Here is a 12636-nt window from a genome sequence, read left to right as displayed (position 1 = left end):
GAGATTATGAGTTTATTAAAAAATGTTGATATGAAAAATTTTGTTAGAAATAATGAAAATATACAATCTGTATTCTTTGAAAATGAGGAATATGCAATAGTTAATATAAATCTTGATGAATTAATTATAATTGAGAATCAACCTTTTAGATTACAATCTGAAGAATATATCACTTCCTTAGCTGAAGATATAAAAGTGAATGGGTTATATAGTCCACTTTTAGTTAGGAAAAGAGAAAATTTGTTTGAAATTATTTCTGGTAGGCATAGATATTTAGCATTAAAGCAATTAGGAAAAAAAGAAGCTCCTTGTATAGTAAAAGAAATGACTGATGATGAAGCTACAATAAAGCTAATTAATGCTAACTTGAATCAAAGGCATAATATGTTGAGCAGTGAATTGGCTCATTCTTATTTAATAAAAAAAGAAATACTACAAAAAAATAGAAATAAAGACGAAAAAGGATTTAATGTTTGGGAAGAATTAGCAAAAGATACTCCATTTTCAGAAAAAACAATTAGGAGATTTGTAAAAATAACAAATTTAAATGAAACATTTTTAAAAATGGTTGATGAAAATGAGCTAAAACAACAAGTGTATTTAGAAATAGCAAAGTTAAATAGAAATGAACAAGATGAGGTTTGTAAATATTTTTTTGATAGAGGAATTTCATTAAAAAGAATTAGTAAGCAATTCATAGAAAATTTAATTATGGAAATAAGTGTAAATCAAGAAGTTATAGATGAACTTTTTGAAAAATTAAATAAAAAGAAAAAATTTAAAAAAGAAACTGAGATTGAAGAATTGTATTTAAAATTTGATATTGAAAAAAGTAAGTGGATTGAAATTTTAGATTTCTTAAATAAAAATAAATTACTAAAAGAACAAGAAAAATTATCGCTATAAAAGTTTTGGACAAATTGACCAAAAATTGAAAGGATAGAACTATGAATAAAACAAAAAGGAGCAAGAAGATGAAATTGAAATGTAAAAAATGTGGAAATGAAGATTTGTTTTTTACAAAAGAAAAATATACTGGAATTTATGAGTTTGTAGTTGATAATGAGGGTATGGCGACTGACTATAATGCTGAAATGTATGACTATGCAACAAGTAAGTTAATTAGTGTATATTACTATTGCTGTGAATGTAGGTCAAAAGTAGCTAAAATACCAAAAGACAAGAGATTTTAAGGAGTAAATTTATGAGTTTTTTAATATTTATATTTATATATATATTTATATCCATATTAGCCTTATTAATTGCTACTATTTTATTTAAATGTAAGGACATAGAAAGGGTATTAGTAATATTCCTCATAATATTTTTTTTAGTAATTATAGGAACTCATATTTCCGGGTCGTTTCTTGATAAGACTAGAGTGAATGAAAAACCTAATCAAATAAGAATTGAGGAAAACCTAAAGAAGTCAAAAAGTAATTTTTGCTATCCTTTACAACCAGCATTGGGAATTAAAAGTTTAACCGAATTTAATGAAGATTGTGAAATTTTAATAGTTGATAAATATAAAAAAACAGTTTTGCTTGGAATATTTCCAGATGAATACTATATTGTATATAAGACACCTGATAATAAAAATTTAGAATCAAATGTGTCAAGAAATGATTATTATAACTATAAAATTGGAGAAAAGACAGTTGGAATAAAAAGTACAACAGTAAATAATGAAGATTCTTCAGTAATTTCTGTTGAATATAAATTAAAGTAGGAGAAAAATGATGAAGATTGTGATGCCTAATTTGTAAATACTATGATGATAGTATTGGATTTGAGATATTGTTTGTGAGCGAGGAAATTTATATGAAATTAATAAACACAGAAGTTTATACAAAAGAAGAACTTGTTTTAATAATAAATGAGCTATTACAAGATAAATATACTTATTATAAGTCAAGACCTATAAATAATATTATACTAAAAAAACAAGATATTTATATAAAAGAGATAGAAGAGTTAGAAAAAGAAAAACTTGATTTATTAAATAAAGGTTTTAATTCAATAGCTAAACTTGATTATGTTGAAAAACAATTAGCTAATTTAGAAGAAAAGTTAAATAAAGTGACTAACAGTTTGGTTACTGAGTAAAGCACTTTAATTTATAGAAATAGTTGTAAAATAGGAAATAGAAAAAAATCTATTTCTTTTTTTATTTTTATAAAAACAAGCATACACAAAATAAAAAGCGAAAGTGTAAAAAATAGAATAAAAATTAGGAAAACGGTCAATTGTTAAGATTTTTTAATAATTTGAAAATTTTTTGAATTATTTTGAAAACTTGACAAAAAATATTTTTTGTGAAACTGGCTTTTAAAATGCAAATAACCATTTTAAATTACTTTAAAATAAAAAATATATAAGATAAATACATAAAATACTTTTACATTTTTTAAAGTGTTAAGAATTTGAACAAACTTTTTGCTGAAATTCCAACAAGTAGTAGGGCAAAAATTGGGCAAAAATTGGGCAAAATCAGGGCAAAAATTGGGCAAAAAAAGTTCAAAAAAAACAAGAAAATATGTTATAATATGTATCGTGGAAAGGTATATAAAAACCACATAAGAAAGCGACTACAAAAATAGTTGCTTTTTTTGTATAGATAATTTATCTATAACTATAAAGGAGGTTGATGATAATTAAAACTTAAGTTTTAAATTCTATATGTAAGGAGTTGATAGTATAATTGATTAATGAAAATGTCACTCAAGTTTTAATAGCTAATGCTAAAAATTCAAGGCAACTTTTTGAAATAGCTCTAAGATTTATTTCTAATAGGGCAAATAAAAAACCTTTGAAGAAACAAAAATTAAACGGAAGAAAGATGAAGTTTAAAGAATTGAACAGGGGAGGAAAACTTGAGAATATTAAAATTAAAGATTCAAAATATTGGGGTTTATTAAAAAAGAAATTAAAAAAATATGGAGTAGATTTTTATGTTCAAAAACAAAAAATTGATAATGGAAAAATAAATTATAAACTATATTTTAAAGCTATTGATAAAGAAGCTCTAGAAAAAGCTTATAAAGAAGTTGATAGATATTTTGAATCTAAATTTAAGAAAAAAGAAAAGAAAAAGGAAAAGAAAACAGAAAGGCGTGATAAGAAAGAAAAAGCAAAAAATTTTTGGGAAGAATTTAATAAAAAAGAGAAAAGTACAAATTCAAAAACTGAAAATTTTACAGAAACTAAAACAAAAGAAACTGAATTTAAAGATTTTGTCAAAGAGTCTTTATCAGAAAAGATTAATAGAATAAAAGATACTTTTAAAAAGAATTTTAAAAGTGGTGAAGAAATATGGCAAAGAAAAAGATAAAAAAACTTATTGATAGCTATAAACTAGATTTTGAAGAACACAAACAAAAGTATATAGCTTTTTTTATACTCAATTTAGCTTTATTTTACTTTTCTTTTAAATTTATAACTATATATGATACTATGAGTGGGGATTTATTAGATAAATCATTTAAAACTATTTTAGAGCTAAATAAGGTTATTAATGCTAAAATAGTTTTTAATTTTAAAAATTTAATAAATACTATAATTATGGTTTTAATTGTAAATATTTTTGTTTATTTAAGAAATAAGAACAGAAAAAAATTAAAAAAGAGTGGTAAAGAATACGGAGGAGCAAGATGGGGCAACATGAAAGATATAGCTCCATTTATTGATGCAGAATTTAAAGAAAATATTATTTTAACTCAAACCGAGAGCTTGACTATAAAGAATATTAAAAGCTTAAAATTTGCTAGAAATAAAAATGTTATGGTAATTGGTGGAACGGGTTTTGGTAAAACAAGATTTTTTGTAAAACCAAATTTAATGCAATTACATTCATCTTATGCAGTTACAGACCCAAAAGGAACTGTATTTGATGAAACCGCATATTTATTAAAAAAAGCTAAATATAAATTAAAAGTTTTTAACACGATAGATTTTTCTAAGTCTATGCACTACAATCCTTTTGCATATATTAGAAATATGAGTGATATGTTTATCTTTATTGATAGTTTAATGGAAAATACAGATAGTGAAGGAGAAAAAAAGGGAGAAAGCTTTTGGATAAAAGCTGAAAGAATGCTACTTCTAGCTTGTTCATCTTATGTTTTTTATGAACTAGAAAAAAGCGAACATACATTTGAATCAATTTTTAAAATATTACAACTTGGTAACGTAGGAGATAGTATAAATAATGCTTTAGATTTGTTGTTTAAGGAACTTGAAGAAAAAGATAGTGAACATTTTGCAGTATTGCAATATAATTCATATCTTTCTGGTGCAAAAGAAACTAAACAATCTATTGTAATTTCTTGTTTAGCTAGATTATCAGTATTTACAATTCCAGAAGTTAGAGAAATAACGTCCTATGATGAAATGGACTTATTATCACTTGGAGATGAAAAAACAGCTTTATTTATGATTACATCAGATACTCAATCAACATATAACTTTTTGACCGCTATAATGTATTCTCAAATGTTTGATAGACTTTTTGAAAAAGCATATAATCAAGGAGGAAGTTTAAAATATCATATAAGATTTTTATTTGATGAATTTGCTAATAGTGGTAAAGTTCCTAATTTTCAAAGGATAATAACAGTTTTAAGGTCAAGAAATATGTCTGTAAATATATTTTTACAGGCAAAAGCACAACTTGAAGCTATGTTCAAAGGTCAAAGTGAATCAATTATAGAAAACTGTGATAGTTTTTTATTTTTAGGAGGACAGTTTGGGAAAACTACTAAGGAAATCTCTGAAATGATAGGAAACGAAACTATTGAAGTTATGAATAATTCAAGTAATAAAGGTAGAGATGAAACTTTTGGAACAAGTTATCAAAAAACAGGTAGAAGGCTTTTAGACGCAAACGAATTATCAGAAATACCTAGAGATAAATGTATTTTAAAGATTACAGGGTTACCTCCATTTTTCTCTAAAAAATATGATATAACAAAACATCCAAATTATAAATATTTATTAGATTATAATAAAAAAAATAGAATTGATTTAGAAGAATTTTTAAAGGAAGAAAGAGGAGAAATAGATTTATCTGAAGAAGATATAATAGAAGTTTTTGAATTTGAAGAACAAGAAGAAAAAGAAAATTAATAAAGGATTTAGAATATTTTTTAATTTTGAATATTTTAAGTTCTTTTTTTATTAAAACAAAAAAGAAAGGATTTTTAAAAATGAATTTTACAGAAATATTAAACTTAATGGCTTGGGCATTAAAATTATTTGGAGCATTTTTAACAGTAATGGGAGTTGTTAAGTGGGGAGAAGGACACGGTTCTGAGAATGCTGCAGATAAAAATAGTGGAACAAAACAAATGGTAGGTGGAGCTATTATTTTTGTTGTTGGACTTAAATTAGTACCACTTCTACAAAATTATATTAACTACTAGGAGAGTTAAAGAATGGTATTTTTTGGAATCTTTGATAAAATCACTAATTATATCAAAGATGGAATAATAGATGGAATAGGTAAAATATTATCAGGAATATTTGACTCTATAAATGAAGATTTAATAGGAATATCCAATAATATTTCAGTAGCTCCAGATACTTGGAATACATCTATTTGGGAATTTGTAAAAAATATATCTACTCTAGTTATTTTACCAGTTGCAGCTCTAATAATAGCTGCAATCTTGGTAATGGAGTATGTACAACTTGCAGAAAGTAAGAATAACTTGAAAGAGATAGACGTTATAGACGTTTTAAAGCCACTTTTTAAATTCATAATAGCATTTATGTTTGTGAAAAATTGTACTAAGATATTTTTATTTGCATTTAAAATTGGAGAAAAGATAATAACAGATGCAAAACCTTATCTAAATGAAGCTGCTAAATTTGATGATTCATATTTATCAACTATAAAAGAAGCTCTAAAAGAAAATTCGGTAGGTAGTTTGATGGTAACATATATAGAGCTTTTGATAGTAAGACTTGCAGTCTATATAATTTCTATTGCTATTCACGTTATAATTTATGGAAGAATAATAGAAATATATTTGATGGGGGCGATAGCTCCAATTCCAGTAGCTAGTATTACAAGTCAAAACCATAATTGGAATTTTGGAAATAACTATTTAAAAAATTTAGGAGCATTAGCCTTGCAAGGGTTTTTAATAATGCTCTGTGTAACTATTTTTGCAATACTTATAAAGAGTATAGATTATACAAATGCAATGAAAGCTGTTTGGTCTGTTTTAGGATATGCAGTTTTATTGATGGTAACTATGCTAAAGACAGGTTCACTTGCAAAGAGTATATTTAATGCTCATTAGAGGAGGAATATGAAATATAAATATAAATATAAAAATAATTATAAATATTTTATTTTAGGAGGAATAGCCTTATTTATTCACTCAAAAATAAAAGAACATCATTTACAAAAACAAATAAACGAATTGAATCAAAACGTTTATAGAAATTTCAAAAGTGTAGCTGAAGATATTTGTGAATTGGAAAGATTAGAAAAAAATGAAAAGGAGTAGAATATGAATTTTGTTGAAGTACCTACTGATATTACTAAAATAAAAACAAAAGTAATATTTAATTTAACTAAAAGACAATTAATTTGCTTTAGTCTTGCGGGAATAGTTTCTTTACCAACATATTTATTAACTTTTAAAAAATTAGGAATAAACACATCTATATATTTAATGATTACACTTGCTATTCCATTTTTTGTTTTTGCTTTTTATGAAAAGAATGGAAAAGGCTTAGAAAAACATTTATTTCACATTTTAAATTTTAAACTTATGAAAAAAATAAGGAAGAGAAAGGGGGTTAAAGGACTTGGCAAAAAAGAATAACAAAACAACTGAAAAATTAAAAAAGTTAAATAATGAGTTAAAAAAAGTAAAAATCGACAGAAAGAAAACAAAAGAAAAATTTAATCTTAAAAGAGATATAAAAAGAATTTTGGATTCAATAAATGTTTTTTTAAATAAGAATGCTAAAACAAATAATGTTACGACTGAAGATACAGTTTTACCATTAGAAGTTTATAAAAACGGAGTTTTTAAAATTTCAAAAAATGAATATAGTAAAACTTTAGAATTTTTTGATAGAAACTATACCGCTTTAAGTGAAGAAGATAGAGAAAATTTATTTATAAACTTTTCAGAAATATTAAATTCTTTTGATTCTTCTAACTCTTATCAATTTTCATATATAAATTGTGGGGAAAAAAGTTTTAAATTGGAAGATAGATTTAAAATAGAAAACAAAAACGATGCTTTTGATGAATTTAGAGATGAATATAATCAAATTTTAAAAAATAAAATAAATAAAAATAAAGGTTTTGAAAAAAGAAAATTTTTAACTTTTAAAACAACTGCAAAGAATTTAAAAGAAGCTAATATAAATTTGACAGGAATGGAAAAAGATTTAAAAAAGCAATTTAAAGAGTTGGACACTGAAATAAAAATTTTGAATTTAGAAGAAAGACTATCACTTTTTTATGAAATGTTAAATCCTCATAAGAATTTAGATTTTGGTCAAATTGACCAAAAAGAAAAAATTACACCTAAATTATTAGATTTTTCAAAAGATGATGAATTTAAAATAAATGAAATGGTTGCACAAACTTTTTACTTAGAGATAACAGGTTCTGAAATTTCAGATGAAATTTTGAAAGAATTTGTAGAAGTCAATGAAGATTTATATATTAATTTTCATATAGAACCTATCGACCAACTTGACGGAACTAATCTTGTAGCAAAAACTTTAACCAACCTTCAACAAATGAAAATTGAAGAACAAAAAAAGGCAATAAAATCAGGTTACGATATGGATTTGATTGGTGGAAAATTAAAAGAAAATTTAGACAGTGTTGAATCTTTACTTGAAGATGTAAAAAGTAAAAATGAAAAACTTTTTAAAGTAACTATTCTTTTTACTATTTTAGCAAAAGATAAGTTGTATTCAAGAAAAATTTTAGCCAGTCTTAGAAAAATTGCAAAGAGAAACAACTCGATATTAAAACCATTAAAATATTTACAAGAACAAGGTCTAGTATCGTCCTTACCACTTTGTAAAAATGAAATAGAGAGTATGAGAATTTTAACAACTTCATCTGTTGCAGCATTTATTCCTTTTAAAACAAAGGAACTAATAACAAAAGGAAATCCATTCTATTATGGAAATAATCAAATAAGTAAAAATATAATTTGCTTAGATAGAATGTACTTAAATTCTGCTAATGGTTTAATCTTAGGGTCAACTGGTTCTGGAAAGTCTTTTGCAGCAAAGGAAGAAATGACATTATCTTATCTTTTAACTGATGATGAAATAATAATTTTAGACCCGGAAAGAGAGTATATAGAACTAACAAAAGCTCTTGATGGCGAAGTTATAGAAATTTCTCCGAACTCAAAAAACTATATCAATCCCTTAGATATTAACTTAGGGTATGGCGGAGAAGATTTTGCTTTAAGTATAAAACTTGATTTTGTTTTATCATTTTTTGAACTTATATTAAAAAGGAGTTTAGAGCCTCGTGAGGATTCTATAATAGATAGAGCTGTAAGAGAAATTTATAAAGAATATTTTAAGAATCCTAAAAAGGAAAATATTCCAATTTTAGAAGATTTATATAATGAATTATTAAGCTATAAAACTGATATTTCATACGAGCTTTGCGAAAGTTTAGAATTTTATGTAAAAGGTTCTATGAATATCTTTAATCATCATACTAATATAGATATAAAAAAGAGAATTATTTGTTATGATATAAATTCTCTTGGAGAAAAACTTAGAAAAATTGGTATGCAAATAATTCAAAATGAAGTTTGGAATAGAGTTACTGTAAATAGAAATAAAAAAATATTAACTAGATATTATGTAGATGAAGCACACTTATTTTTTGAAGACCCAACAACTGCAAAATTTAATACACAAGTTTACAAAAGATTTAGAAAATATGGAGGAGTTCCAACGCTTATGACTCAAAATGTTAAAAACATTTTGGCTTATAAAGGTGTAGAAGATATTTTTGAAAATACAGATTTTATCTTAATTTTAAAACAAGCTCCAAAAGATAGGGAAATTATGGCAAGACTTTTAAATCTATCTTTAGAACAAGAAAAATATATATCCAATCCAGATAAAGGTTCAGGACTTATTAAATTTGGAAAAGACATAGTACCTTTTGAAAATAAATTTCCTAAAACAACTAAACTCTACAAATTGTTACAAACAAGTTTTAGAGAAATAGGTTAAAACGCTATGAAAAAGATTAGAATAAAAAAAATTAGAATTAAAGAAAACATTAATAGTTTTATTAAAAACAAAAAACAAAATTTTAATTTTAAGAAAAATTTAAAATTCAAAAACAAAACCTTAGGAAATTTCAAAAATTCTAAAGGAAGGAAAATTACTTTTATAAAAAGAAAATATAGAAGTGAAATAAAGAATAAAACTTTTAAAGAAAATTTCAATCCTTTTAGAACTTATAGAAAATATCATACTAGAAATCTAAATTGGAGAGCAAGAAGAAAAGGAAAAAAATCTGCTAAGTTCAGTTTAAAAGCAAATAGAAAAAGATATAAATTCTATAAATTTTATCGTAGAACTAATATGTTTGCTTATTCTCAACTAAATAGAACTTTTAAAAATATAGATGAAAATAATGCAGGAATTGAATCAACAGAAAAACTTTTAGATAAAAGGCTTGCTACTCATACAAGAAAATATTTTAAAAACAAGAACAAGCCAAAAAAGTTTTTGCATAAAGCAGCTAAATTTGAAAGGAAGCAAGAAAAGTTAAAGAAAAAATCAGCTTTTAAAAAAGATTTGCAAAAATTAAGTAGAAAAAAGAACTATAAAGATAGTAAAATTACAAGTAAATTTATTCAAAGGAGAAACATAAAAAGAAAACATCTTTATACTATCGATAAAAAAATAGAGAATGTTTTAAAAAGAGTTTGGGGATATATTAAAACAATCCCTAGTAGGATTTTTACTTTTATAAAAGGTAAAATAATTAATTTAATATGGTTAGCTTTATCTTCTTTTTTATTTATAACAATTATTGTACTATTAACAAGTGCTTTGATGTTTTTTCAAAATACAACGACAGATATTGTTGCAACAACAACGTATTTATCAGATATTGAAGTTTTGAAAAAAATGGAAAATTATTATAGAGATAAAGAAAAAAGACTTCTTGATGAAATTTACAATCCACAAAAATATTATATAAATTATGATATTTATGAAGTTGATGCTGATGATGTGGGACACGATGTTCACGATTTATTATCTTATGTAACTGCAAGATATGGAGAAATTAAAGATTTTGATAAATTTAAAAATAGTTTAGATGAACTTTTTGAAAGAAATTATAAAAAAAGTATCACTAAATCAATTGTTGACAGATATATAGACGAAGAAGGAACTGCTTATAAAAAGAAACAAAAAAAGATTGTAATTCATTTAAGAAGAAAAGAAATAAAAGATATAGCTAAAAATGATTTTAGTGAGGATAAAGAAAATTTAGAACATTTTGAAACTTTACTTGAAACTAAAGGCAATATGGAAGATGAATTAAAAGAATTTGAAAATCCAATAATTTATGGAGATAGAAAAATATATAAACCAGCTAAAGGCTATCAAAAAGCTATGGAAAAATATATTAACTCTCCACTTGTAACACCTGGAAGTATAAGACAAGCTGTTTTAATGTGGTGTGCAACACACGAAGGAATACCATATAGACTTGGAGCAGGACATGGAGTTCCTATTGGAAAATATGGTAATTATTTGGATTGTTCAAGTTTTGTATGTAATGCTTGGGGACAATGTGGTGGAAATATAGATAGAGTATATGCAACCTTTAATATGCCAAATAGATTTGTAAAATCTATCCCAAAATCATCATTAAAACCGGGAGATGCTATATTAAATCAACAACATCATATTGAAATATTTTTAGGCTTTGAAAATGGATATAGGACAACTGGAAGTCATCAAGAAGGAGTTCCTAGTGGGATGAGTTTTTGGGGACAAAATATTACTCATTTCATAACTTTGTCAAATTTAGATTCTCCGGCAGACCCTGCATTGTTAAAACAACTGGAAGATGAGATAAAAAAATATGACCCAAAATTTGAAAGGAGAAAATAGTATATATGCCAAGTAAAGAAGAAAAAGAACTTGAAAAAATTATAAATTCTATTTCTGTAAAAAAGAAAAAATATTCTGAATTAGTAGAAAAAGCAAAAAAACTTGATTTAGAATTAGAAGATTTAGAAGAAAGAAAAGAAATTTTAAGTTTGAAAGTTGAAAAGACAGAAATAAGAGAAATTTATAAGGCTTATAAAAAAAGTAATTTAACTCTTGAAGAATTTATAGAATATCTAGGAGGTACTAATGAAAAATAAATCTAAAATTTTACTACTTTTGTTAATGAGTTTTCTTTTTATTAAACCGGCAAATTCTTTTGCGAGTTCAAAGGAAATAGAACTTGAAGAAATTGATATAGAAAAAGAAAAAACACAAGCAAAAGATGATGAAAAGAAAGAAGAAAAAACACAAGCGAAAGATGATGAAAAGAAAGAAGAAAAAAAGGAAGAAATAAAAGAAACTAAACAAGAAGAAACGAAAAAAGATTCTAAGAATAATAAAATTACAGAAAACATAGGTTCTGATGGACATATTTATAATGGAGATAAAAGGCATGAAAATAGACAGTTTTTAACTTTTACAACAAAAGCTGGTAAAAACTATTACTTAATCATTGATTATACAAAAGAATCTGAGCAAGTTCAATTTTTAACCGAAATAAATGAAAATGAAATGGCTAATATCATAAAAGAAATGAATAAAAGTAATGGTGGAAGTAAAGAAGATAAAGATAAGGATAAAGAGAAAGAGTTAAAGAAAGAAGATTTAGAAAATTTTAAAGAAGAATTAAAAAAAGAATTAGGAAAAAGTGGAGAATCTGATTCTAATTCTAAAACTAAAAAATCTAAATCTAGTGGTTCTAGTATTTTAAGTTTAGATAATTTACTTTTAGCAGGATTTGTTATTGGTATAGGTGGTTTTTTCTTTTATAAAAAAAGACAAAAAGATAAAGAATTACAAGAACTACAAGAAGCTGAATCAATAGAAGATGAAGATAGTGAAAATTTTGACGATATTGATGAAGATGAAGAATAAAAAAATTTTAAAAAAAGTGCTGACAAATAGAAAATAATGCGGTATAATTTGATTGTAAATAAAAAAACTTTGGTCAAATTGACCAAAAATAATTGTCTAATACTAAATTGAACGGATAAAAAAATAGAAAAAGGTATATTTAGAAAAGAAAGAGAGGGATTGTATGAAAAAGAAAGCTTTATTAACTGTAGGGTTATCATTTATGATAATTTTTTCTGCAAATTCGGTAAAAGCAGGAGAATGGAAAAGTAATAAGGTTGGTTCTTGGTATGAAGAAAAAGATGGAAGCTATCCAACTTCAACTTGGAAAGAAATATCAAATAAGTGGTACTATTTTGATAAGTCGGGTTTTAGATTAACAAACGTATGGGTAGGAAATTACTATCTTGGTAAAGATGGAGCAATGCTTGTAAATACTACAACCCCTGACGGATACAAAGTAGATGAAAA

Annotated in this window: 14 protein-coding genes and 1 pseudogene; all 15 read left to right on the top strand. The window is 24.6% G+C overall.

Annotated elements, in window-relative coordinates; translation table 11 throughout:
* Window positions 1–6 precede the first annotated feature (6 nt).
* On the top strand, window positions 7–906 hold the full coding sequence (locus tag HMPREF3181_RS03030; RefSeq protein ID WP_068472854.1) for a ParB/RepB/Spo0J family partition protein: 900 nt from the start codon (window positions 7–9) through the stop codon (window positions 904–906).
* A 41-nt stretch (window positions 907–947) separates the two neighbouring features.
* The gene (locus HMPREF3181_RS03025) at window positions 948–1193 is read left to right on the top strand and encodes a hypothetical protein (protein ID WP_231723255.1); all 246 of its coding nucleotides are present in this window, start codon (window positions 948–950) and stop codon (window positions 1191–1193) included.
* A gap of 11 nt (window positions 1194–1204) precedes the next feature.
* Window positions 1205–1729, top strand: coding sequence for a hypothetical protein (locus HMPREF3181_RS03020; RefSeq protein WP_068472853.1), 525 nt, complete (start codon window positions 1205–1207; stop codon window positions 1727–1729).
* A 92-nt stretch (window positions 1730–1821) separates the two neighbouring features.
* On the top strand, window positions 1822–2106 hold the full coding sequence (locus HMPREF3181_RS03015; RefSeq protein WP_068472852.1) for a hypothetical protein: 285 nt from the start codon (window positions 1822–1824) through the stop codon (window positions 2104–2106).
* A gap of 595 nt (window positions 2107–2701) precedes the next feature.
* Entirely contained in the window at window positions 2702–3331 is a 630-nt protein-coding gene (locus HMPREF3181_RS03010; RefSeq protein WP_068472851.1) for a DUF3801 domain-containing protein, read from the top strand.
* Window positions 3313–5124 (top strand): VirD4-like conjugal transfer protein, CD1115 family, encoded by a 1812-nt coding sequence (locus HMPREF3181_RS03005; protein ID WP_068472849.1) that lies wholly within the window; start codon window positions 3313–3315, stop codon window positions 5122–5124. Before HMPREF3181_RS03010 ends, HMPREF3181_RS03005 begins: the two co-directional genes overlap by 19 nt.
* Window positions 5125–5204: 80 nt before the next feature.
* Window positions 5205–5420: a Maff2 family mobile element protein gene (locus HMPREF3181_RS03000; RefSeq protein ID WP_156435983.1), complete on the top strand. Its 216-nt coding sequence runs from the start codon at window positions 5205–5207 to the stop codon at window positions 5418–5420.
* A 12-nt stretch (window positions 5421–5432) separates the two neighbouring features.
* Entirely contained in the window at window positions 5433–6305 is an 873-nt protein-coding gene (locus tag HMPREF3181_RS02995; RefSeq protein WP_068472846.1) for a VirB6/TrbL-like conjugal transfer protein, CD1112 family, read from the top strand.
* A gap of 9 nt (window positions 6306–6314) precedes the next feature.
* Window positions 6315–6515: a hypothetical protein gene (locus tag HMPREF3181_RS02990; protein ID WP_068472842.1), complete on the top strand. Its 201-nt coding sequence runs from the start codon at window positions 6315–6317 to the stop codon at window positions 6513–6515.
* Window positions 6516–6518: 3 nt separating this feature from the next.
* Window positions 6519–6836, top strand: a complete 318-nt coding sequence (locus tag HMPREF3181_RS02985) for a PrgI family protein (protein ID WP_068472840.1) — start codon at window positions 6519–6521, stop codon at window positions 6834–6836.
* Window positions 6820–9246 (top strand): VirB4-like conjugal transfer ATPase, CD1110 family, encoded by a 2427-nt coding sequence (locus HMPREF3181_RS02980; protein ID WP_068472838.1) that lies wholly within the window; start codon window positions 6820–6822, stop codon window positions 9244–9246. The genes HMPREF3181_RS02985 and HMPREF3181_RS02980 overlap by 17 nt, the downstream gene beginning before the upstream one ends.
* A 6-nt stretch (window positions 9247–9252) precedes the next feature.
* The gene (locus HMPREF3181_RS02975; RefSeq protein WP_068472836.1) at window positions 9253–11151 is read left to right on the top strand and encodes a CD1108 family mobile element protein; all 1899 of its coding nucleotides are present in this window, start codon (window positions 9253–9255) and stop codon (window positions 11149–11151) included.
* Between the two features lie 5 nt (window positions 11152–11156).
* Window positions 11157–11408 (top strand): hypothetical protein, encoded by a 252-nt coding sequence (locus HMPREF3181_RS02970; protein ID WP_068472834.1) that lies wholly within the window; start codon window positions 11157–11159, stop codon window positions 11406–11408.
* The gene (locus HMPREF3181_RS02965; RefSeq protein WP_068472831.1) at window positions 11398–12186 is read left to right on the top strand and encodes a CD1107 family mobile element protein; all 789 of its coding nucleotides are present in this window, start codon (window positions 11398–11400) and stop codon (window positions 12184–12186) included. The genes HMPREF3181_RS02970 and HMPREF3181_RS02965 overlap by 11 nt, the downstream gene beginning before the upstream one ends.
* Window positions 12187–12349: 163 nt before the next feature.
* A pseudogene (locus HMPREF3181_RS02960) lies at window positions 12350–12636 on the top strand (hypothetical protein); the annotation flags it as partial.

Source organism: Parvimonas sp. KA00067 (assembly GCF_001553085.1).
GTDB lineage: Bacteria > Bacillota > Clostridia > Tissierellales > Peptoniphilaceae > Parvimonas > Parvimonas parva.
This window is presented reverse-complemented; position numbering and strand designations above follow the sequence as displayed.

Bases quoted from the DNA above. Each gene is read 5' to 3' on its own strand.
- HMPREF3181_RS03025 (WP_231723255.1), top strand. From the start codon at position 948: ATGAATAAAACAAAAAGGAGCAAGAAGATGAAATTGAAATGTAAAAAA.
- HMPREF3181_RS03020 (WP_068472853.1), top strand. From the start codon at position 1,205: ATGAGTTTTTTAATATTTATATTTATATATATATTTATATCCATATTA.
- HMPREF3181_RS03000 (WP_156435983.1), top strand. From the start codon at position 5,205: ATGAATTTTACAGAAATATTAAACTTAATGGCTTGGGCATTAAAATTA.
- HMPREF3181_RS03005 (WP_068472849.1), top strand. From the start codon at position 3,313: ATGGCAAAGAAAAAGATAAAAAAACTTATTGATAGCTATAAACTAGAT.
- HMPREF3181_RS03015 (WP_068472852.1), top strand. From the start codon at position 1,822: ATGAAATTAATAAACACAGAAGTTTATACAAAAGAAGAACTTGTTTTA.
- HMPREF3181_RS02975 (WP_068472836.1), top strand. From the start codon at position 9,253: ATGAAAAAGATTAGAATAAAAAAAATTAGAATTAAAGAAAACATTAAT.
- HMPREF3181_RS02990 (WP_068472842.1), top strand. From the start codon at position 6,315: ATGAAATATAAATATAAATATAAAAATAATTATAAATATTTTATTTTA.
- HMPREF3181_RS02985 (WP_068472840.1), top strand. From the start codon at position 6,519: ATGAATTTTGTTGAAGTACCTACTGATATTACTAAAATAAAAACAAAA.
- HMPREF3181_RS02995 (WP_068472846.1), top strand. From the start codon at position 5,433: ATGGTATTTTTTGGAATCTTTGATAAAATCACTAATTATATCAAAGAT.
- HMPREF3181_RS02970 (WP_068472834.1), top strand. From the start codon at position 11,157: ATGCCAAGTAAAGAAGAAAAAGAACTTGAAAAAATTATAAATTCTATT.
- HMPREF3181_RS03030 (WP_068472854.1), top strand. From the start codon at position 7: ATGAGTTTATTAAAAAATGTTGATATGAAAAATTTTGTTAGAAATAAT.
- HMPREF3181_RS02965 (WP_068472831.1), top strand. From the start codon at position 11,398: ATGAAAAATAAATCTAAAATTTTACTACTTTTGTTAATGAGTTTTCTT.